At 46.4% G+C, this 19,769-nt stretch carries 20 protein-coding genes; 8 read left to right on the top strand and 12 right to left on the bottom strand.

The annotated features are described in order from the left end of the window. Nucleotides 1–38: 38 nt before the first annotated feature. Nucleotides 39–560, top strand: a complete 522-nt coding sequence (locus tag AC1DF0_RS19300; protein ID WP_442049025.1) for a C40 family peptidase — start codon at nucleotides 39–41, stop codon at nucleotides 558–560. Nucleotides 561–625: 65 nt separating this feature from the next. Here AC1DF0_RS19300 and AC1DF0_RS19305 read toward each other — a convergent pair whose 3' ends face one another. Further along, nucleotides 626–1,465, bottom strand: a complete 840-nt coding sequence (locus AC1DF0_RS19305; protein ID WP_442049026.1) for an AraC family transcriptional regulator — start codon at nucleotides 1,463–1,465, stop codon at nucleotides 626–628. Nucleotides 1,466–1,620: 155 nt separating this feature from the next. On the opposite strand from AC1DF0_RS19305, the gene AC1DF0_RS19310 reads away from it, so the two are divergent. Continuing rightward, nucleotides 1,621–2,748 (top strand): glycoside hydrolase family 88/105 protein, encoded by a 1,128-nt coding sequence (locus AC1DF0_RS19310; protein ID WP_477575017.1) that lies wholly within the window; start codon nucleotides 1,621–1,623, stop codon nucleotides 2,746–2,748. Between the two features lie 57 nt (nucleotides 2,749–2,805). Here the strand turns inward: AC1DF0_RS19310 and AC1DF0_RS19315 are convergent, their stop codons facing one another. Both AC1DF0_RS19315 and AC1DF0_RS19320 read right to left on the bottom strand, forming a co-directional pair. Next, entirely contained in the window at nucleotides 2,806–3,846 is a 1,041-nt protein-coding gene (locus AC1DF0_RS19315) for an NAD(P)-dependent alcohol dehydrogenase (RefSeq protein ID WP_477575018.1), read from the bottom strand. Nucleotides 3,847–3,864: 18 nt separating this feature from the next. Next, nucleotides 3,865–4,227 (bottom strand): MerR family transcriptional regulator, encoded by a 363-nt coding sequence (locus tag AC1DF0_RS19320; protein WP_442049029.1) that lies wholly within the window; start codon nucleotides 4,225–4,227, stop codon nucleotides 3,865–3,867. Between the two features lie 209 nt (nucleotides 4,228–4,436). On the opposite strand from AC1DF0_RS19320, the gene AC1DF0_RS19325 reads away from it, so the two are divergent. Then, nucleotides 4,437–5,000 carry a TetR/AcrR family transcriptional regulator gene (locus AC1DF0_RS19325; RefSeq protein WP_442049030.1) on the top strand — a complete coding sequence of 188 codons (564 nt, stop codon included), beginning with the start codon at nucleotides 4,437–4,439 and terminating at the stop codon, nucleotides 4,998–5,000. A 23-nt stretch (nucleotides 5,001–5,023) separates the two neighbouring features. Here the strand turns inward: AC1DF0_RS19325 and AC1DF0_RS19330 are convergent, their stop codons facing one another. The 6 genes from AC1DF0_RS19330 to AC1DF0_RS19355 all read right to left on the bottom strand — a co-directional run bounded on the left by AC1DF0_RS19330 (nucleotide 5,024) and on the right by AC1DF0_RS19355 (nucleotide 11,220). Beyond that, nucleotides 5,024–6,874, bottom strand: coding sequence for an ABC transporter ATP-binding protein (locus AC1DF0_RS19330; protein WP_442049140.1), 1,851 nt, complete (start codon nucleotides 6,872–6,874; stop codon nucleotides 5,024–5,026). Continuing rightward, nucleotides 6,864–8,606: an ABC transporter ATP-binding protein gene (locus AC1DF0_RS19335; RefSeq protein WP_477575019.1), complete on the bottom strand. Its 1,743-nt coding sequence runs from the start codon at nucleotides 8,604–8,606 to the stop codon at nucleotides 6,864–6,866. The genes AC1DF0_RS19330 and AC1DF0_RS19335 overlap by 11 nt, the downstream gene beginning before the upstream one ends. Before the next feature lie 10 nt (nucleotides 8,607–8,616). Continuing rightward, entirely contained in the window at nucleotides 8,617–8,940 is a 324-nt protein-coding gene (locus tag AC1DF0_RS19340; protein ID WP_442049032.1) for a hypothetical protein, read from the bottom strand. 168 nt (nucleotides 8,941–9,108) lie between these two features. Continuing rightward, on the bottom strand, nucleotides 9,109–9,597 hold the full coding sequence (locus AC1DF0_RS19345; protein ID WP_442049033.1) for a DUF2798 domain-containing protein: 489 nt from the start codon (nucleotides 9,595–9,597) through the stop codon (nucleotides 9,109–9,111). Nucleotides 9,598–9,704: 107 nt separating this feature from the next. Beyond that, nucleotides 9,705–10,283 carry a TetR/AcrR family transcriptional regulator gene (locus AC1DF0_RS19350; protein ID WP_442049034.1) on the bottom strand — a complete coding sequence of 193 codons (579 nt, stop codon included), beginning with the start codon at nucleotides 10,281–10,283 and terminating at the stop codon, nucleotides 9,705–9,707. A gap of 175 nt (nucleotides 10,284–10,458) precedes the next feature. Next, nucleotides 10,459–11,220: an SDR family oxidoreductase gene (locus AC1DF0_RS19355; RefSeq protein WP_477575020.1), complete on the bottom strand. Its 762-nt coding sequence runs from the start codon at nucleotides 11,218–11,220 to the stop codon at nucleotides 10,459–10,461. Nucleotides 11,221–11,369: 149 nt separating this feature from the next. On the opposite strand from AC1DF0_RS19355, the gene AC1DF0_RS19360 reads away from it, so the two are divergent. The 5 genes from AC1DF0_RS19360 to AC1DF0_RS19380 all read left to right on the top strand — a co-directional run bounded on the left by AC1DF0_RS19360 (nucleotide 11,370) and on the right by AC1DF0_RS19380 (nucleotide 16,952). Next, nucleotides 11,370–11,951 (top strand): TetR/AcrR family transcriptional regulator, encoded by a 582-nt coding sequence (locus AC1DF0_RS19360; RefSeq protein WP_477575021.1) that lies wholly within the window; start codon nucleotides 11,370–11,372, stop codon nucleotides 11,949–11,951. A 173-nt stretch (nucleotides 11,952–12,124) separates the two neighbouring features. Continuing rightward, complete coding sequence (locus AC1DF0_RS19365) at nucleotides 12,125–13,141, top strand: zinc-dependent alcohol dehydrogenase (protein ID WP_477575022.1); 1,017 nt, start codon at nucleotides 12,125–12,127, stop codon at nucleotides 13,139–13,141. 130 nt (nucleotides 13,142–13,271) lie between these two features. Then, nucleotides 13,272–14,732: a spore germination protein gene (locus AC1DF0_RS19370; RefSeq protein WP_477575023.1), complete on the top strand. Its 1,461-nt coding sequence runs from the start codon at nucleotides 13,272–13,274 to the stop codon at nucleotides 14,730–14,732. Beyond that, a complete protein-coding gene (locus AC1DF0_RS19375; protein WP_477575024.1) occupies nucleotides 14,719–15,813 on the top strand; it encodes a GerAB/ArcD/ProY family transporter in 1,095 nt (364 codons plus the stop codon). Before AC1DF0_RS19370 ends, AC1DF0_RS19375 begins: the two co-directional genes overlap by 14 nt. Beyond that, nucleotides 15,810–16,952, top strand: a complete 1,143-nt coding sequence (locus AC1DF0_RS19380; protein WP_477575025.1) for a Ger(x)C family spore germination protein — start codon at nucleotides 15,810–15,812, stop codon at nucleotides 16,950–16,952. Before AC1DF0_RS19375 ends, AC1DF0_RS19380 begins: the two co-directional genes overlap by 4 nt. Nucleotides 16,953–16,967: 15 nt before the next feature. On the opposite strand, the gene AC1DF0_RS19385 is transcribed toward AC1DF0_RS19380, so the two are convergent. The 3 genes from AC1DF0_RS19385 to AC1DF0_RS19395 form a co-directional block, all read right to left on the bottom strand. After that, nucleotides 16,968–18,449, bottom strand: a complete 1,482-nt coding sequence (locus tag AC1DF0_RS19385) for an Lsa family ABC-F type ribosomal protection protein (protein WP_477575026.1) — start codon at nucleotides 18,447–18,449, stop codon at nucleotides 16,968–16,970. Between the two features lie 263 nt (nucleotides 18,450–18,712). Then, the gene (locus AC1DF0_RS19390) at nucleotides 18,713–19,276 is read right to left on the bottom strand and encodes a GNAT family N-acetyltransferase (protein ID WP_442049041.1); all 564 of its coding nucleotides are present in this window, start codon (nucleotides 19,274–19,276) and stop codon (nucleotides 18,713–18,715) included. 27 nt (nucleotides 19,277–19,303) lie between these two features. Beyond that, entirely contained in the window at nucleotides 19,304–19,759 is a 456-nt protein-coding gene (locus AC1DF0_RS19395) for a GNAT family N-acetyltransferase (RefSeq protein WP_442049042.1), read from the bottom strand. Between the last annotated feature and the right edge of the window lie 10 nt (nucleotides 19,760–19,769).

Genomic DNA, 19,769 nt, shown 5'->3' on the forward strand with positions numbered 1-19,769 from the left:
ATACAAGGGAGACGAACAACGAGGAGAGATGATCGATCATGAAAAAAGGCTTTAAAACAAAATTAGCCATGTTAATGTTAGCCGTCAGCTTACCTGCCACTTCCTTATTTGCAACTGCCAATGTAGATGCTGCCTCGGCATCCGTAACGGCGAAACAAAATAAAGTGGTTCAAACTGCACTCTCGCTGCAGAGCAAAGTACAGTATGTGAACTGGAAACAAAGACAAGAAGTGAAGCCCCCTTACAAAACAGACTGCTCTGGATTCACATACCTAACTTATAGACTTGCCAATATTGGGGTATCGCTCGTAAACAAAGACGATGACGATCAAGCTAAAGTGGGCACGAAAGTATCGTGGAGCAATCTTCAGAAAGGCGATCTCGTATTTTTCTGGCTTAACAGCAAGAACAAAAGCGACGTCGGTCATGTAGGCATCTACATAGGCGACGGCAAAATGATTCACAATCTTACAGCAGAACGCGACGTAGTCATTACGAACATCTATACGAACAACTGGTACAAACAAAGATTTGTAGTCGCTAGACGCGTCATTAAATAAATGCAGCTGCTTCTAGAGGGGATTAACAATCAAGGTTTTCACCTATCAGGTCATCCCAATCCCCTCTAACTCTTTCCTTTCCTGTAATGCAAAGGTACATAACCGGTCACCGACTTGAACACTCTGCCAAAGTGAGTAACACTTCCGAAGCCTACTTTAGCGGCAATCATGCCTACTTTCATCCCTGATTGCTCAAGAAGCTTCTTCGCCTCCTTCACCCTTACGCTGTTCAAATACTCCACGAACGTGAAGCCGGTCGCCTCCTTGAAGGTACGGCTCAAATAATAAGGACTGACGTAAAATTTCTCGGCTAGCAAATGCAGCGACAGCTCCTGCCCATAATGGCTGTTGATATACTTTACAATATTCGAGATCGTTTCGTGCATGAGGCTTGGAGACTCCCAATGTCCCTTGCTGTCTTGCCTAACATGCCGGCAGCATATGATGAGCAGCTGTATAACCAACGTCTGCATATACATCTCGAAGCCCGGCTTCTGATCCTGCATCTCCTGCATGATCTGATGCGACAGCGACTTAATGGAGAGCTGATCGTGCAAGGAACATTTGATGACCATGTATTCTTTTGACAACAACGGCTGAAGCAGCTCCATATAAGAACGATTAACCGCTGCCATATAGCTCTCGGAAATATTCACGATAAGCCGCTCATGCTTAGGCATTGCCGCATTGATCGTGCGATGCAAAATATTCGGAGAGATAATAATGACATCCCCCTCGTCAATCTGCATCGTTCGATCCTTAATAAAAAACTCCCGGTTGCCCGACATCAGATAAAAGATTTCATACGTACTGTGGAAATGGCTGATCGGCATATGATGGCTCAAAGCTTTCCGATACGACACCAAAAAGCTGCCCTCGCCGTTGTCATATAAAAAATCGTCCATGAAACGCCGCTCTCCTCCCCGCCAATTGTCTCTCTATTATACGATTTCAATTCACGGACGCAAGATATGAGAAGAAACAAACGATTTAAGCAAAAAATGTACATATTCATCATGCTACTATAGTTTTATAAATTGATGAAGGAGGCATACAGAATATGAGTGCATCATCATCTAATGTGAAAGCGGAATTACAAGCGGAACTGACCCCCATACAATGGGCCGAGAAAGCTTGCGAGGCTTTAATGTTCAAATATGAGCCGGAGTCGCTGCCGCCCGATCGCTTTCATTATCATCAAGGCGTATTTCTGTCCGGCATGGAGAAATGTTGGCAGCAGACTAACAACCATCGCTATTACGAATATATTAAGCGCTGGGTGGACAGCCAAGTTCTTGAGGATGGCAGCTTCAAGAAACATAATCCTGATGAGTTGGACGATATTCAACCAGGTGTCCTGCTCTTTAACCTCTACGAGCGAACGAAAGATGAAAAGTACAAGAAAGCGTTATACAACCTTGTTCCGCTGTTCAAGACATGGAAGACGAATCCGTCAGGAGGATTCTGGCACAAAGAACATTACCCGAATCAAATGTGGCTCGACAGCTTGTATATGGCCGGACCGATTGCTGTACAATTCGGGAAGACGTTCGGCGATAGCGATTATTTTGACATCATGTCCTTTCAGGCCTTATTAATGGAGAAGCATACGAAGGATCCCGTCACCGGTCTGCTGTACCATGGCTGGGACGAAACCAAGTCCGCTAGCTGGGCTGACCCGGACACGGGCCAAGCTTCACAGTTCTGGGGACGCGCGATCGGCTGGTATCCCGTCGCACTGCTCGAAATGTTCGAGCATATGCCCGAGGACCATAAGGATAAAGCTGCGCTCATAACGATCGTGCAAGACCTGCTTATCGCACTGATTGCCTATCAGCATTCGGCAACCGGCTTATGGTATCAGGTGGTGGACAAAGGCGACCTGGCCGACAACTGGCTGGAAAACTCCTGTACCTCGTTGTACGTTCACGCGATTGCCAAGGCTGTGCGATTGGGTCATCTAGACGCCAGCTACCTGCAATATGCATGGAAGGGTTATCAAGGCGTCATTGATACGCTGAAATTCGACGAGAACGGCAATGTTATCATCGGTCAAATATGCATTGGCACGGGGATCGGCGATTATGCCCACTATATTGCCCGCCCGACCAGCGAGAATGACCTGCATGGCGCAGGCGCTTTCATTCTCATGTGCATTGAGATGAACCTTGCTCAATCGGTTCAATAAACAAATAAGCTGAAGCCCGCATATAGCGGGCTTCAGCTTTTTAATTTCACAATACAGTTACAAGGTCGCCATATCAATCACGAAGCGATAACGCACATCGCTGCAAAGGATGCGCTCGAAAGCTTCATCTACTTGCTCTGCGCGAATAACTTCGATTTTCGGGGCGATGCCATGCTGAGCGGAGAAATCAAGCATCTCCTGCGTTTCACGAATGCCGCCTACAAGTGAACCCGCTATGCTGCGGCGACTCATGATTAACGAGAACACTTGATACGAATCCGGCTCGGAAGGCGCTCCGACGTTGACGAGCGTTCCGTCAATTCGCAGCGTAGATAAGTACGCATCTACGTCCAAGTTTGCAGATACGGTATTAAGGATAAGGTCAAATCGGTTAGCAAGCTCAGCGAACACAGCTGAATTGCTTGTGGCATAATAATGATCTGCACCGAGCTCCATCGCTTCGTCTCGTTTGGAATTGGACTGGCTGAGTACCGTTACCTCCGCTCCCAGTGCATGCGCGAACTGGACAGCAAGATGTCCAAGCCCGCCCATTCCTACGATGGCAACCTTCTTGCCCGGACCGACGTTCCATTTTTTCAAAGGAGAGTACGTCGTAATGCCTGCGCATAATAGCGGACTGGCAACATCCAGGTCCAGCTTGTCAGGTATACGGACAACGAACTCTTCCTTTACGACGATATGCTCACTGTAACCGCCGTAGGTGAGATTGCCATCGTAGTCTAGTGAATTATACGAATTGATAACGCCTTTCGTACAATATTGTTCTTCACCGCTTAAGCAATATTCGCATGTGCCGCACGAATCAACGAAACATCCGACGCCAACGCGATCGCCTGGAGCAAATTTCGTTACGGCCGTTCCTACCTTCGTTACCACACCGGACATCTCATGTCCCGGAACCATAGGGAACATGCCGCCTCCCCATTCATCGTAAGCGCTATGGATGTCGGAGTGGCATATACCGCAATACTTGATATCGATTAAGACGTCGTTAGGCCGGAGCTCTCGCCGCTCGATCGTCGTTTTCTCAAAAGGCGCTTTTGCAGTTGGTACGCTTAATACATGGGTTTTGCACATATGGTTTTCTCTCCTTATCTATTTGTCCACTACTGCTTCTTGATACCGTTCGATCTTATAATCCAGCCGCTCCATCGTACTTTGCATATCTTCAATTCTCGAGTTTAGCAGCCTTCGTTGCTCAATAAGCAGCTCTTTCCTTGCCTCGAGCGTTTCATCCCCTTGTTGAAACAATGCCACGTACTCGATTAACACCTCAACAGGCAGACCTGCGTTACGCATGCATTTAATGAATTCAACCCATCTGCAGTCTTCTTCGGTATAACTTCGGAATCCGCTTTTTTTGCGATTGACGCGCGGAATCAGACCTATTCGTTCATAATAACGGAGCGTATCCTGAGAAAGCTCGAATTTGTCGCTCACTTCCGCAATGGTCAGCATGCGGGTTCACCTCCTTCATCTAACTAAAGCTGCCTGCCAGCCGACTACTGAAGTGTACACCTTGGAGTTAACTCCAAGTCAACACCTTCTTGAAAATACTTTATTACGAACGGCGTAATAGACGTATTGTTGATTAAAAGATACAGTGCTGATAAGATACTAGCATGATTAAAGTTTGACCGCAAAATAGAAAATAAGGATGAGAATCGATGAAATCGGAGAACGACAAAATAGATCCTCGAATCAAACGGACGAGGAAAATGTTTAAGGAAGCGCTTATCGCATTAATTCAAGAAGATCCGGATAAGAGCAAGCTGACCGTCCAATCGATCGCCGATCGGGCTGAATTGAACCGTGCAACGTTCTATTTGCATTACGACAGCATTGAGGATCTGATGGAGCACATGATTGAGGATGTGCTGGGTGAGATGTACCAGACGATTACAATCGAGGCGATCAAAAAGTCTCCCCCTACCCCCTCGTCGCATCCGGCGCTTACTTCATTTTTGGAACACTTTTATCGCAATGCCGGATTATATACGGTAATGTTGGACAACAAAGCGTTCCACGATCGCGTGTTCGCTATGCTGATGGGCATTATCACGGAGTGGGGGGAGGAAAGAAGATCGAAAGGCAGACAATTCCATGTGCTTAACGAGGTTTTAGCCTCATCGACATTAGGAATCGTAACCTGGTGGCTGAAGGAAAAAACGCCGTACAGTCCTATTTATATGGCCAATCAAATTACTCAATTAGTCAAGGGCGAGAAATAATATCGTCATTCATGGCTTATCTTCTAAATAGCCTGCATGAACTGACTATTATAGAGGTCGCAGTAGACGCCCTGGAGCTCCAGCAGCTGTTCATGATTGCCTTGCTCGACAATCCGCCCTTGCTGTATGACGAGAATCCGGTCCGCATCCTGAATCGTACTTAATCGATGAGCGATCACAAAGCTGGTACGCCCTTTCATCAACGTTTTCATCGCTTGCTGGATATGCATTTCGGTACGAGTATCCACACTGCTTGTCGCTTCGTCTAGAATGAGAATGGCCGGATCGGCGAGAATCGCTCGCGCAATGGTCAGCAGTTGCCGTTGTCCATGGCTCAGATTGCCGCCTTCCGAGCTTAGCGTCGTGTCGTAACCGTGCGGCAGCCTGGTTATGAACCCTTCTGCATTCGCCAGCCTGGCAGCTTCCTCCACTTCCTTGTCGGATGCGTCCAGTCTTCCGAAGCGAATGTTATCCCGAACGGTCCCCGAGAATAAGTGCGCATCCTGCAGCACCATCCCCACCTGACTGCGCAAAGCGTTTTTGTCCAGCTTTCGGATATCATTGCCGTCAATAAGAATAGAGCCTCCGCTCAATTCATAAAACCGAATCAGCAAATTAACGATGGTCGTCTTGCCGGCGCCCGTTGGACCAACGAGCGCTATTTTGTCGCCTGGCTTCGCGTCGAAGGTTACTCCGCTCAGAATCGGAACGTCTGCTTTATAACCGAAGGACACATCGCGAAATGAAACTTCTCCAGTCAATCTTGGCAATTCCATAGGAGTAGCTTGCTCGTATTCGGAAGACCTATCCATCACTTCAAATACCCTTTCAGCGCCCGCGATAGCCGACTGAATCAGATTGTATTGATTGGCAAGCTCCGAGATCGGTCTGCCGAATTGCCTCGAGTAGTTAAGGAAACTGACGATCGCTCCTACCGTAGCCAGCTCGTGATAAGCCATCCAGCCGCCAACGCCGGCAATGATGGCGAAGCCGAGATTATTGATCATGTTCATGGCCGGACCTACAAGACCCGACATGATCTGCGCTCGGATACCAACCTTGTTCAACTCACCGCTGATCGCCCGGAACCGTTTCACTTCAAGCTCTTCCCTGCGATATTGCTTAACTACCTTCTGTCCGCTGATCGTCTCCTCGATGTACCCGTTCAGTTCGCCCAAATGCCGCTGCTGCTTTTTGAAATATTGACTGCTGAGGCCAATGATTTTGCGGCTGGCGATAAGGACTAACGGAATCGTGATGAGCGATACAACGGTCAAGGGAACATTCAGCATGAGCATAATGACGAGTGAACCGCTTAGCGTAATCAGACTGTTCAGCAGTTGCGTCACGCTTTGATTCAGCGTATTGGACACGTTCTCGATGTCGTTCGTAGCCCGGCTCATGAGTTCCCCGTTCGCATGCGTGTCAAAAAAAGGAACTGGCAGCTCCTGATATTTGCCGAATAAATCACGACGCAGCTCGAATACCGTTTTCTGCGAAACGGAGGTCATAACATACGCTTGCACCCACGCAATGACGCTTCCCAGCACATAAATTCCTAGTATAAGCAAGCAATAACGGATAAGTCCGTCATAGTCGGCCGGTATGACCGCATGATCAATCGCTTGACCCATAAGGTACGGACCGATCAAAGTAAGAATCGCACCCAATACGGTGAACACATACACGATCATTAGACCGGAACGCTGGCGATTCATATACGCCCAGATACGCTTGATCGTTGCTCCTCGATTTTTGGCGCGCGCCTTCGGTACGGGGCCGCCGCGTCCTAGACCCGGGCCATGACCTGGCATTCTTCCGAATAATTCTGTCGACCTGTTGGGAGATTCAGCATCCTTGCTCTTAGTTAGCATGGCCATATACCTCTTCCTCTCCTTTCAACTGTGATTGGCGAATATCCCGGTATATTTCGCTGCTGTGCATTAATTGCTCATGCGAGCCTTGTGCAACGATCTTGCCGTTATCTAGAACTAATATACGGTCTGCGTCCATGACAGACGAAATCCGTTGCGTAATGATGATGTTGGTGCTGCGGCGTTGTTGCGATTTCATATGCTGCCGAAGCCTTGACTCCGTTGCCGCATCCAACGCGCTTGTGCTGTCATCCATAATCAGAATGGCTGGATCGCTTAAGAAAGCGCGCGCGATCGATAACCGCTGCTTCTGTCCGCCGGACAGATTGATGCCACGTTGACCGAGCAAAGTGTCATACCCTGCCGTAAGCTCAGTGATGAAGTTATGAGCTTGTGCGGCTTGCGCGGCTTCCTCAACCTCTTGGTCAGATGCATCGGGCCGTCCGTAACGTATATTATCGCGAATCGTGCCGCTGAACAGAATCGTCTGCTGCATGACGAATCCGATTCGGCTGCGCAAATGATCAAGGCTCATCGAACGCGTGTCTGTTCCGTCAATTGTAATCGAGCCGGAGGACACGTCGTAAAGCCGCGGAATGAGACTAACAAGCGTTGACTTGCCAGCTCCCGTAGCTCCCAATATCGCAACGGTTTCTCCAGGCTTCGCGGTGAAATCAATGCCTTCCAGCACGAGGTTCTCATCGCTCTGATCATAGGCGAACGATACGTTATTGAATGCGATCAGTCCTGTGTGAATGGCGTCACCGCTCGCATTTGAATTTTCCGTAATCTCGCTTACCGAATCAAACACTTCGTTTTCCCGATAAGCGGAAACCTTCGCCCGCGAGACGAAAGTCAGCATCGTACTCAGCATGAGCATGGACATCAGCAGCTGGGTAACATAGTTAATGAAGGCGACCAGCTCACCGACCGTCAGCTTGCCGTTCCAGCTCTGCAAGCCGCCGAACCATAGGACGGCAACAATGCTTACGTTCAGCACAAGCATCATAAGCGGCATATTTAACGCCATTAATCGTACGGCTTTTATTGCTGTTTCTGTATAGTCCTTATTCGCTGCATTGAATCGCTGCTGTTCATGCTTGGCGCGGACGAATGCCTTAACGACACGGATACCAGTCAAATTTTCTTGCAGAACGACGTTTACCCCGTCAAGCTTAGCTTGCATACGTTCAAACAAAGGAAAAGATAACCGGATGAGTCCAAACAAGATAATGAATAGAATCGGTACGGCGACAACGAGAATCTGGGCTAGCGATGGACTGATTCGGAAAACCATCACCAAGCTGCCAATGAAAAGCAACGGAAACCGGATCATTCGAAGAATCATCTGCACGAATGTTTGCAACTGCACCACATCATTCGTTAAACGAGTGATTAGAGATCCCGTTTTTAACTGATCCAAATTCCGATTCGATAACGTCTGGATATGTTCAAACAACCTAATCCGCAAATCATTGCCGACATTTTGAGAGGCGATGCTGGAGAAGATGGTGCAACCAACCCCGCCGATTAAACCGATTAAGGCAACGCCGATCATCAGCAATCCAGTCTTCATAATATGGGAAAGGTCATTACTCATAATTCCATTATCCACAATGCTTGCCATAAGTGACGGCTGCAGCAAATCCATTGCCACCTCGACAACCATCAGCAGCGGTGCTAGTAAGCACCACAGCCAATACGGCTTCAAAAATCGCTTAAGCTTCCACATTCAGTCACCTTCATGCCCTTTCATCGTTTGGATTCACATCAGCAGCCTGCTCTTCAGCTGCAGTCTCATGGAGCTGGAACATATGAATAAACTCATCCATAATCGATTCTGTTGCCTTTAACTCACCGCTAATGACGCCCTTAATGCTTTCAAGCTCAGGGTCGTTCAACTGGCGCTTAAGCGTCGCTTGAGTTACCTGAAGCTTCTCCAGAAAGGCGAGTGCTCTGCCTCTCCGGAACGTTTGAGCGCTCTTGTGGTGATGATGGCCGTGCTCCCGGTGCTCTCCATGCTCCCGTTGACCGTGTCTGCCTCTATGTCCATGTCCTTCACGCATTGACTTTCCTCCTCATCGTTGTGTTGTGTATACATATGTATACAACTCGCTTTATGTATACAAATGTATACGATGCTATCGATTGATGTCAAGCTTTTGATTGGGATCCAAACAACAAATAAGCCGCTCAATCCAGAGCGGCTTATTTGTTAGCAGTTATTTCCGATATTATCCAACGGGTTGCGCGGACATTTTATTTTTCACGAATTTGACGAACAGATAGCGAACCAGAGGTCCCATAACGATGAGCTGGAGCGGGAAAGCAAATACATAATTGTGCCAAACATTCGAGACATAGCTTTGGAATAGCGAATGCCCGTCTAATTGGTCAGCAAAGTATGTCATTGCAAGTCCAAAAAAAGACATACACAGCACCATGCCGCTTACCATAAAGAAGGCTAACGAAACGATCACAAGCACCTTCTTGGATTTGTCATAAGGCAATGAGAAGGCAATCTTCTTGGCAATCGGACCTACCACAAACCATTCAATTAGGAATGCGACAATAAAACCTAAAACAAGTTGCATGATAACGCCTGTGAATGAAATCGTCCCAATCAGATCATTCCGAATCAAATTGTAACTCGTCATGAATATGACCATCCCGATACACATCATCATCCCAAAATAAAAATCTTCTCTTTTTGTTTCTGGCACTCTCCATCATCCTCTCTTTTACTTTACCCATTATAAAAAAAGAGGAAGTGTCCGCATAAGTGAACAGTTTGTGAAATTTTCAAGTCTGCCATTACATATCAGCTAGCCTACTCAAAGGTTAGCCCCTTCTGCTGCAGCTTCAAGGAATAAGTGAGTTGCTCGCTCATGGATTCCGGGCTGCGGGCAAAGCCCTCCATGCTCCATTGAATGAGCAACCCCATAATCGCATTAGCTTGATAGGTAACCATCATGGAAATGTCTCCTTCTGCGACTTTAGCAATCGGGGAACTGTCCGTGATGAGGCTTTTGATTTTGTCCAGCAACGAATAATAGTAAGACAACGACGATTTTTTATCGAAAACGATCTCGTAAAACGGCTGATATTTTTTCACATGGTGAAAGATCCGAATCGTCGAAGGATCAAGCCCTCTCGAAATGAGATCCGGCACAAGCCGGTAAGGCTCATAGAAGGACTCCTCCAGATCCTTAAGCAAATGATGGAGATGCTCGTCGAACAATGCTCCGACGTCCTTATAATGCAAATAAAACGTTCCTCTATTCACGGCTGCTTCCCTGCATAAGGTGGAGACGGAAATCGATTCGAGCGCTTTGGATTTCAATAATGCCAGCAGCGCTTGATGCAGCGCTTTTTTTGTCTTAATGACTCTTAGGTCGTTCTCGTTCATTTCCTCTGTTCCCCTCTTATCATGCAACGCTATTATTCGTTTATCATACGATTTCATACGTATCTGTTCAATAATTATAAGGTGTAAGCAGCGATCTGAAAAGAAAAATAGACTACAGGCAGCGATCGCTGCTTGTAGTCTATGGATTGGATTTACTTGATATTAGATAGATGAATTAGAAGCCAGCCGTCCAGCCTGCATCTGCCGCAATAATTGCGCCGTTCACAAAGCTGGATTCATCCGATGCCAGGAACAGAGCGACTTGTGCGATTTCTTCCGGTTGTCCCAAACGAGGAATGACCCCTTGCGTCAATCTCGTACGCGAAGCGCCGAACTCGTCCATATTGTTAATGGAAGAAGTGATGTTCGTCATCGTCGCGCCTGGAGCAATCGCATTACAGCGAATACCTTTTTGAGCATACATATAACCTGTGTTTTTGGTAATGCCGACAACCGCATGCTTGGAAGCCGTATAAGCAGCGCCCGCATGAGCACCGCTGAAGCCGCCCGTAGAAGCAGTATTCACAATAACGCCTTTGCCCTTCTCCAAGAAGATCGGAAGCGCTTTGCGAATCGCGCGCATAACGCCCTTCGTGTTCACATCAAAGATAAGATCCCATTTATCATCATTCACATCGCCCACAGCAGCCATGTTATCCATAATGCCGGCATTGTTGACCAAAATATCGAGCGTGCCGAATTCGTAAACGGCTGTATCGATCATTGTATTCACATCGTTCAGGTCGGCTACATTCGTTTTCACGGCAATAGCTTTGCCTCCGTTTGACTGAATGCCTGCTGCAACCGCTTCCGCGCCTTCGATGTTCAAATCCGAGACGACGACGCTTGCTCCTTCTTTTGCATACAACTCCGCAATAGCTTTCCCCATACCGGATGCGGCGCCTGTTACAACCGCTACTTTACCTTCTAAACGCATAATGAATCCCTCCAGCGATTTATTGAACAACTGTACAATAAAATTATAGAGATTTTTGTATGAGCTTGTCAATGTCCATTTGTTTCACAAGACTTACAGCTGTAGTATAATATACACATGTAAATTATCTACACGAATGAGGTGATCCTTTGCACAACACCCATATCTTAGACCCAAGGATTATTCGAACAAGACAATTGATTCATGACGCCTTCTTCGAATTGATTCAAGAGGTCGAATTCAGAAAAATATCCGTGAACCTCATAACGACCAGAGCGGGAATMAACCGCGTAACCTTCTATCTCCACTACAAGGATATAGAGGATATGATCGACAGCTTCGTGAACGAAATGATCAATGAGATCGAGACTATCTTACTAGAGAAGCAAAAGGAACAAAATATAAACGATTATGTGCGCTCGACACTCGTGAACTTAATGGAGTATATCGCAAGCCATGCTAAAGTATATAAAGTGTTATTAGTCTCCAAAAAAATACCTGTATTCACGCCAAAATTTCTTGAATTAATGGTTCAACTCATATTGAAAAACAACGAATATAAGTCACCTTCGGAATCCAATGCACAAAATCCAATTAGCACTGTCCCAAGAGAAATTACGGCATGGTATGGCGCTTCTGCACTCGTAGGCACCATATCGCTGTGGCTTGGCAATGATATGCCGTATTCACCGCATTATTTGGCATCGCAGATTATCAAGTTCAATCTCTAGCTGCCACGCAAAAAAAATCAGCTCTTTTCTGTCTAACATGTAGGCTCTAAATTTACACATGCTTTCATTGTGTAGCTTATATGACGAAACGGCCTCTGTTGTCGTTTGCTCAAGGGTTTGAAAACGATTACGATATTGTCAGTTCCTATTACTAGAAGGAGTGACTTTATACGATGAAAGCAGCGATTTATTATGGAAAAAACGATATTCGAGTGGAAGAACGAGCCATTCCCAGCATTGGGCCAAAGGACGTCTTAGTTCGTAACCTGCGAAGCGGCATCTGCGGCACAGACATTAATATAGTGAAGACCGGCGCCGGCAATATGGGCATTAGCTTGGGTTCCGAGTTCGGACATGAAATGGTAGGCGAAGTGGTCGAGGTCGGTGCAGAAGTATCGTCAAGTCTGGCAATCGGCATGCATGTTGGAATAAATCCGATCACGGCGAAAAAAGTCGGAAGGTACAAATCATTGGAATGCTCCGGCTTCTCGCAATATGTAGTTGTAGAAGATGCGGCTCTCGATTATAACTTGTATGCAATGGCAGACAGCATACCGCTAGAGGTCGCAGCTCTGATGGAGCCGATGAGCGTAGGCCGTCACGGCGCATTCAGCGCAAATCCGGTGTCGACCGATAACATCGTCGTTCTAGGCGCCGGACCTATCGGTCTTACGGCTGCGGCAAGCTTGATCGCGGAAGGCATGACGAAGGTTTGCGTGGTCGATATGGATGAATGGCGCTTAAGCAAGGCAGCCGAGCTAGGCGCCCTTACCGTCAATACAAGCACCGAAAGCCTACAAGAAGGGCTGACCCGGCATTTTGGCGAGACGAGCGTGTACCGCCAGAACGTGCCGAATGTCGATGTATTCATCGATGCTGCTGGTGCACCGTCATTATTCGAGAACGTACTGACAATCACCAAACCTCATGCGAAAATTTCGGTTATTGCCGTTTATAAGAGCGATGTTCCCGTTAGCCTTGCTCATGTCATGTCCAAAGAAGTACAGATCAAAGGCGCAAGCGGCTATACGCATGAAGATATCTCGAAGGTCGTCGAGCATCTTGACCGTTATAAAGACAAGTTATCCGGACTCATCACGCAAGTGTTCAAGCTTGACGATATCGGGGAGGCTTTCAACAAAGCGATCGAAGCTAAAGGAACGGTTAAAGTGATAGTCGATATGACTTAATCATCATCCAAAATAACGCAAGGACCTCATTCCACGCCTACCAGCGGAGTTTGAGGTCCTTTTACTATATCGGTTGATACGATCCGTACGAATTGGGCATATTGAAATAAAATGTGTTCCGAGGTGAAAGATGTCTTCTGGCGTAAACGAGTTAACCAACGATATTGATCGCAATGCTGCCCTTATTCAGCATCAGTTCACGGATACAGAGGATTTGTCTACAAAAAAAATGCTTGTGCATAACCAAATCTGCCTGATCCTTTACTTGAATACGCTTGTGAAGACAGATCTGATTCATACCGGCCTCATCGAACCGCTAGTGGTTAACAATCTTGATTTAGATGATGATACCGTTTCATCTGCCGTCGTTAATCGGACAACCGATCTTGCTCTCATTGTCGACGCTTTGCTCGATGGCTCGTGCATCCTCTTATCCGATAACGATCCCAAAGCTACACTTATATGCGTTGCAGAAAATTTAAGCCGTTCCATAGAGGAGCCGAAAGAAGAACAGACCGTAATTGGTCCGCATGAGGGATTCATTGAAAGTGTTGATACCAATATCTATCTGATCCGAAAGCGGCTAAGAAGCACCAAGCTGAAAGTCAAGTATCAACAAATAGGCAAAATCACGAGTTCGAACATCGCTATGTTATATATGGATGGGCTCATTAACCCGGACATTGTCGCCGAATGCACCCAGAGGTTGGCCGCGTTCGAAACGGATCATCTCTATTCCATTGAAAATATAGAAGAATGGATCGAGGAGCATCCTCTATCCCCTTTTGCCCAGTCGCTCAAAACAGAACGGCCCGATCGAGTGATCTCCTACTTAATGGAAGGCAAGTTATGTATTATCGTTGACGGAAGCCCGAACGTATTAGTTGTTCCGATCAACTTTTTTTCCTTCTATCAATCTCCAGATGACTTTTCTAGCAGATGGGTATCAGGTACCTTTTTCCGTTTGATTCGTCTGCTCAGCTTTATATTCGCCATTACATTGCCTGCCATTTACATTGCCATTGTATCGTTTCACGCAGAGGTTCTTCCTTTAGGTATTTTTTATTCCATCAAGGTTTCATTGACGTACGTTCCGTTTCCTCCTATCTTGGAAGCCCTTGTTATGCAAATTACGCTCGAGATCTTAAAGGAGGCTTCCATTCGTCTGCCGTCGCCCATCTCGCAAACCATCGGCATCGTCGGCGGTCTCGTTATCGGAACGGCGGTTGTAGAAGCCCATCTGATCTCGAATACGATGATCGTCGTGATCGGTTTGACAGCGATAGCTTCATTCGTCACGCCGCTCAGCGAATTCGGAACAAGTCTGCGTATATTAGGATTTCCGATGATTATTGCAGCGTCGCTGTTCGGATTTTTCGGCATTGTGCTTATGCTAATGGTTATCGTTATGCATTTATGCAAGCTGGAAACGTTTGGCGAGCCCTATTTTTATCCATTTACAAACTATCGTCCAAAGCGAATTAGAGATGCATTATTGAGATTGCCTGAATGGAAGCGGCATAGCAAGCCTGGCTTCGAGGGCGGTCATATGTCATTTTTCAAGAGGTGGAAAAAAATTGAGCGCCGCTAGAGTATCGATATCTAAATTTCAATTGTTTTTTTTGATTATCCAAAGTCAGATAGGCATTGGTTTATTGTCTTTGCCATCCGACATGCAGCAATCGGTTGACGGGGATGGTTGGATCTCTACTTTAATCGCCGGTGCCGCTGTTCAACTGCTATTGCTTATCTATTGGCTGCTGTACAAAAGATTTCCGAATCACAATTTTTCCGAGATGACGATTAAGCTATTCGGCAACATCACAGGCAAAGCGTATAACATCTTTTTCTCCGTCTGCTGTATGATCATTGCGGGTCTCTCCTCCACGCTGTACATCGAAATGATTAATATGTGGTTGCTGCCACATACGCCTAATTGGGCGCTGCTCATTCTCATCGTTGCGACTTGCCTGTTCTTGGCGCTTGAGGATATCCGAATTATTTCCCGCTTTATGGTCGTTACCTCCTTCCTTTTTGTAATATTAATTTTGATGAGTTTTCTCGATTGGACGAAAGAGCTGCATTTCTCTTACCTGCTTCCTATAGGTAAATCCAGCTTCCTCGATATTGTTAAGGGAAGTCATCATACTTTTTTTTCCATGATCGGGTTTGAAATCGTCTTATTTGCATTCACCTATGTGAAGAGTGATACGAGGGGATTACTGAAGATCGTTTCATTCGCGAACCTGTTCGTTACGATATTGTACACCTACTTCGTCCTTATTTGTCTGGTGAGCTTCAGTCCAAACGCGTTAAAGCAGCTACAATCGCCGCTCCTGTTCATGTTCAAAGGATTTCACTATCGTATAGTCGAACGTTTGGACCTCATATTCTTGTCATTATGGATCGTCCCAATGACGACTTCCATCATTGCATATCTTTATATGGCCGGCAAAAGCTTAAGCCATGATCAGCGCTCTTATCGGAAATCGATTATGTTCAGTAGTGTAATCATCGTTCTCGTAGGGCACTATTTTTCGACGCTGGAGCAATTAGATCAAGTCAGCCAATGGATTCAGAACGGCTACTTTGTGGTCATCGGCGTTGTGCCTGCGCTCATGCTGCTGCTGTCGTTTATTTTTAAAAAACATACGAAAAGGTGTTCGTCATGAGAGCGAGGATAGTCACCATCGTTGTTTCCCTGCTTATACTTTTGTCACTGACTGGTTGTTGGGATACCGATCATATCGTTAATCAAAGAATCATTAGCGGAATAGGGTTGGACCTAGATCAAAACAATAACCTCGCAGGTACGGTTCGAGCTTTGCGGCTCCAGAGCAAAGGAGGAGGTCAATTTCTTTTACAAGACGAGCTTGTTCAATCTTCGGGAAAATCGCTGCTCGAAGTCGGTATTAAGTTGGACAATATGCTTGCGGGCAAAACCGTCGGCAATAAAACGCATATCATTATTATCAATCAAAAAGTAGCCAAGCAAGGCATATACGAGCCGTTGGAATTTTTTTATCGCAACTCCAAAAGCTACATCGCCTCCAAGGTAATTATCAGTCTAGATCCCGCAGCGAGCGTATTAACGGTTGATAAGCTTGAGAAAAGCCCCATTTCGTTCGATATTCTCCAAACGATCACAGCGGCTGAAATTAGCACCGTCATCCCGGAACAATCGCTGTACAGCCTTTGGTCCAAGATGTTCGACACCCATCAGGATACGATTCTTCCGTTGATCAGATTGAAAGAACCGAATAATTTGATTCTCGATAGTGCCGCTTTGTTTCACGGCGATCGATTCACAGGGGAGATTATATCCGGTGAAGACACAACGTTGCTGCTGCTTTTAATGGATCAAATGGCTAAGACGGCAATCATGAATGTGGAGATAGAGCCGATTCGCACAACGAAAAAACAAGATGAATCAAACAAAGAAATGATTTCATTCAGCACCATGAAAATGAAACGGAACATGCGAGTAAACGTTGATGAAGCAAGTCAAGCCATTACTTGCTCCATCAAGGTACATTTATACGGTGAAATCGTCAATTATCCTCATATCTCGGGGGTAGAGAAGGATAAGGAAGCGTTAAGCCATGAAATTGCGCTGTCTCTAAATAATCAGGCAAAAGCCATAACCAAGAAACTGTTGGCCGCGAATAGTGACGTTTTTGGTATTGAGGGTCATTTGTCGGCCTTCCATCCAAAGTTGAGTAAGCAAATGAACTGGGATGAAGAGTACCGCAACGTGCAAATCGAGCCTGAGTTCATCATCCATATTACGGGAAGCGGTTTGCTGAAGTAGTTCCCGAGCGAAAGTCTACTTCAGTGCAATCGTCTTCGTCGCAATGTTGCTGCAGAATTCGCTATCATGTTCTACGAACAGTATGGTCGGCTCGTATTCCAGCAGCAGCTCCTCGATTTGCATCCGGGAAATGACATCGATGAAGTTAAGCGGTTCATCCCAGATTAGCAAATGGACATTCTCGCACAAACTCTTGGCAATGAGCACCTTCTTCTTCTGACCGCCGCTGTATGACGATATATCTTTCTCGAATTGCACTCTGGCGAAATCCAGCTTCCGTAAGATCGCTTTGAACAAGCTTTCATCAATGCCGCTTTGCCTTGCGTAATCTGTCAGATTGCCATACAAATGCGAGGTGTCCTGTGACACATAAGATATTTTTAGCTGGCTGCCCCGTCTGAAGGTTCCGGTATACGATAGATCCTCGCCGCAGATGAGCTTGATGAGGCTTGACTTTCCGGACCCGTTTTTGCCCGTTAATGCGATTCTCTCCCCTTGCTCAATCGTAAAGCTGATGTCCGAGCAGACCGTCTTATCCCCATATTGGATCGAGACATGCTCAAGCTCGGCGAGCTGTTTCTTATGATAAGCAAGCTGAGCAATTTTCAACTTCTCGGAGCTCTCGATATTTTTGAGCAGTTGCGACTTCTCATCAATGGCCGATTGCTGCCTGTGCTCTAACGATTTGGAGCGTTTCATCATTTTAGCAGCCTTATGGCCAACATAACCTTTATCGACCTTAGAACCAGAATTTCTTGTTCCGTTTTTCGTCTTCTCCACTTCATGCGACCAATTGCTCGTACGTTTAGACGCTTCCGACAGGCGATGAATGTCCTTCTTCAGCTTGTCGTTTTCGGCGAGCTCGAAGTGATCCTGCCGCTGCTTATTTTCCCACCAGTCGGAGAAGTTTCCCTTCTGTATCTCGATATTCGTCTTATTGATCGAAAGAATATGATCGACGCAGCGATCAAGGAAGGAACGGTCATGCGACACGAGTATATAACCGCTTTTCGAACTCAAATACCGGCTGACAAGCCTCCTAGCCTCCATGTCCAAATGGTTCGTCGGCTCGTCAATGAGCAGAAAGCTATTTTCCTTCAGAAATAACGCCGCCAGCAGCACTTTCGTCTGCTCTCCGTTCGACAAGGAATCGAATGGCCGATATAGCACATCCTCGGTTACTTTAAGCAAAGAAAGTTCGCGCATCAATTCCCAGTGCTCATAATCCGGTATAATCTCGTCGATAACGTCCAACACATTATTCTCTTTGTTCGCAACGGGGAACGGAAAATATTCAAAGCCGACCTTGGCCGAAATGCTGCCGCTGAACTCGTATTTACCTAGCAGCAAGTTCAAGAAGGTTGTTTTCCCTCTGCCGTTTCTTCCCGTAAAACCTAATTTCCAATCGGTATCAATCTGAAAACTTACGTTTTCGAATATAAAATCATAGCTGCCGTCGTAGGCAAACGTCAAATTCGACACATTTATTAATGACATAAATAATATCCTCCTGTAAGTAAAAAAATAAGAGCTACAAGAAAGTTACTTTCTTGTAGCTCAAATAAATACAGCAAATCCAACCCGCTAAGCGGATTAGGATAAGGATATTTAGATTGAGTCATGAAGAACGTTGTAACTTTCTTGCATATAACAAATAAAACAGACGAAATAACTCGCCTTGATCGTTTTATCCATGTATACTCGCTGCAAGAAATATTACATTATTCCGTTCAACCCCAATCGTTAAAATTACAAGTATCTTACCATACCTTATTTCTTAATTCAACCGGCTTCTCGTATAGGTTGAAGCCATCCGTTAGTCCCTTATTCACATAACCGTTCCGGCTGTATAGATCATTTAGGGTCGGATTGTCAGCTATGCAGTCTAAGCGAACAACGTCCTTGCCTTCGAACAATATGCCTGAATTGGACCATTGCAGAATGGCTTCGCCAAGCCCCGACTTCGCATAACTACGGCTGATTGCAAGGCGATGCAGATAGATGGCGCGATCGTATGAACTCGCTGCATCTTCCCATAGACAAAGATCCCACTCGCTTGGCTCGCGCATCAGAATAACGATACCTGCCGCTGTCTCTCCGTCCTTGGCAATGAAGACATCGCCTCTTCTGATCGCCCCGGCTGTATCATGCGAGTCTTCCCCGCTTAGCAGTGCGCTCCACTGGGTTGAGCCTTTGCTTTGCAGCCACTTCGCCGTTTCCAGCAAGAGCGCTAGAATCGCATCCGTGTCCTCTTGCCTAGCTTGTCCAATCGTAAATGTCCCGTTCAGGAGGGTCGCTTTTCCGATGCTGAAGTTTTGTGTCATCGCTATCCCCGCTTTCTCTAATTGGACCTACAATTCCTTCGTCATAAAGGCGCTAAGCGGATCGTCGGTATAGTCCGCGAACGGCCCGCAGTAGGCGAAGCCCAGTCGCTCATAAAGCATTCTCGCTGGCTCGAAATCGATCGTGCTCCCCGTTTCCAAGCTCAAACGCTCATACCCTCTAGCTTTCGCTGTCTCGAGCATTTGCAGCAAAATTTTTTTGGCTACGCCTTTTCGAAGATGCTCGGCAGCCGTGCGCATGGACTTAATCTCTCCGTGCTTCGGATCCAGCTGCTTGATTGCACCGCAACCAAGCAGCTCCTCTCCCTCCCAAGCGCTCCAAAACGTAATATCCGGCTTTCTGAGTTCAGCAAGTCCCAGCGCATGCACACTTTCAGCCGGCGTATTGTCGTACATCCCTTGAAGATGATAATTAACCAAAGCAATCACTTTGGAATCGGATAAATCATCCACTCTGATATCCATAGCGTCTCCA

It is taken from the genome of Paenibacillus sp. 05T425, assembly GCF_056396205.1.

What these genes read in the sequence shown, in the direction of transcription:
- AC1DF0_RS19300 (WP_442049025.1), top strand. Translation starts at nt 39, where the DNA reads ATGAAAAAAGGCTTTAAAACAAAATTAGCCATGTTAATGTTAGCCGTC.
- AC1DF0_RS19305 (WP_442049026.1), bottom strand. Translation starts at nt 1,465, where the DNA reads ATGGACGATTTTTTATATGACAACGGCGAGGGCAGCTTTTTGGTGTCG.
- AC1DF0_RS19310 (WP_477575017.1), top strand. Translation starts at nt 1,621, where the DNA reads ATGAGTGCATCATCATCTAATGTGAAAGCGGAATTACAAGCGGAACTG.
- AC1DF0_RS19315 (WP_477575018.1), bottom strand. Translation starts at nt 3,846, where the DNA reads ATGTGCAAAACCCATGTATTAAGCGTACCAACTGCAAAAGCGCCTTTT.
- AC1DF0_RS19320 (WP_442049029.1), bottom strand. Translation starts at nt 4,227, where the DNA reads ATGCTGACCATTGCGGAAGTGAGCGACAAATTCGAGCTTTCTCAGGAT.
- AC1DF0_RS19325 (WP_442049030.1), top strand. Translation starts at nt 4,437, where the DNA reads ATGAAATCGGAGAACGACAAAATAGATCCTCGAATCAAACGGACGAGG.
- AC1DF0_RS19330 (WP_442049140.1), bottom strand. Translation starts at nt 6,874, where the DNA reads ATGCTAACTAAGAGCAAGGATGCTGAATCTCCCAACAGGTCGACAGAA.
- AC1DF0_RS19335 (WP_477575019.1), bottom strand. Translation starts at nt 8,606, where the DNA reads ATGTGGAAGCTTAAGCGATTTTTGAAGCCGTATTGGCTGTGGTGCTTA.
- AC1DF0_RS19340 (WP_442049032.1), bottom strand. Translation starts at nt 8,940, where the DNA reads ATGCGTGAAGGACATGGACATAGAGGCAGACACGGTCAACGGGAGCAT.
- AC1DF0_RS19350 (WP_442049034.1), bottom strand. Translation starts at nt 10,283, where the DNA reads ATGAACGAGAACGACCTAAGAGTCATTAAGACAAAAAAAGCGCTGCAT.
- AC1DF0_RS19355 (WP_477575020.1), bottom strand. Translation starts at nt 11,220, where the DNA reads ATGCGTTTAGAAGGTAAAGTAGCGGTTGTAACAGGCGCCGCATCCGGT.
- AC1DF0_RS19365 (WP_477575022.1), top strand. Translation starts at nt 12,125, where the DNA reads ATGAAAGCAGCGATTTATTATGGAAAAAACGATATTCGAGTGGAAGAA.
- AC1DF0_RS19370 (WP_477575023.1), top strand. Translation starts at nt 13,272, where the DNA reads ATGTCTTCTGGCGTAAACGAGTTAACCAACGATATTGATCGCAATGCT.
- AC1DF0_RS19380 (WP_477575025.1), top strand. Translation starts at nt 15,810, where the DNA reads ATGAGAGCGAGGATAGTCACCATCGTTGTTTCCCTGCTTATACTTTTG.
- AC1DF0_RS19385 (WP_477575026.1), bottom strand. Translation starts at nt 18,449, where the DNA reads ATGTCATTAATAAATGTGTCGAATTTGACGTTTGCCTACGACGGCAGC.
- AC1DF0_RS19390 (WP_442049041.1), bottom strand. Translation starts at nt 19,276, where the DNA reads ATGACACAAAACTTCAGCATCGGAAAAGCGACCCTCCTGAACGGGACA.
- AC1DF0_RS19395 (WP_442049042.1), bottom strand. Translation starts at nt 19,759, where the DNA reads ATGGATATCAGAGTGGATGATTTATCCGATTCCAAAGTGATTGCTTTG.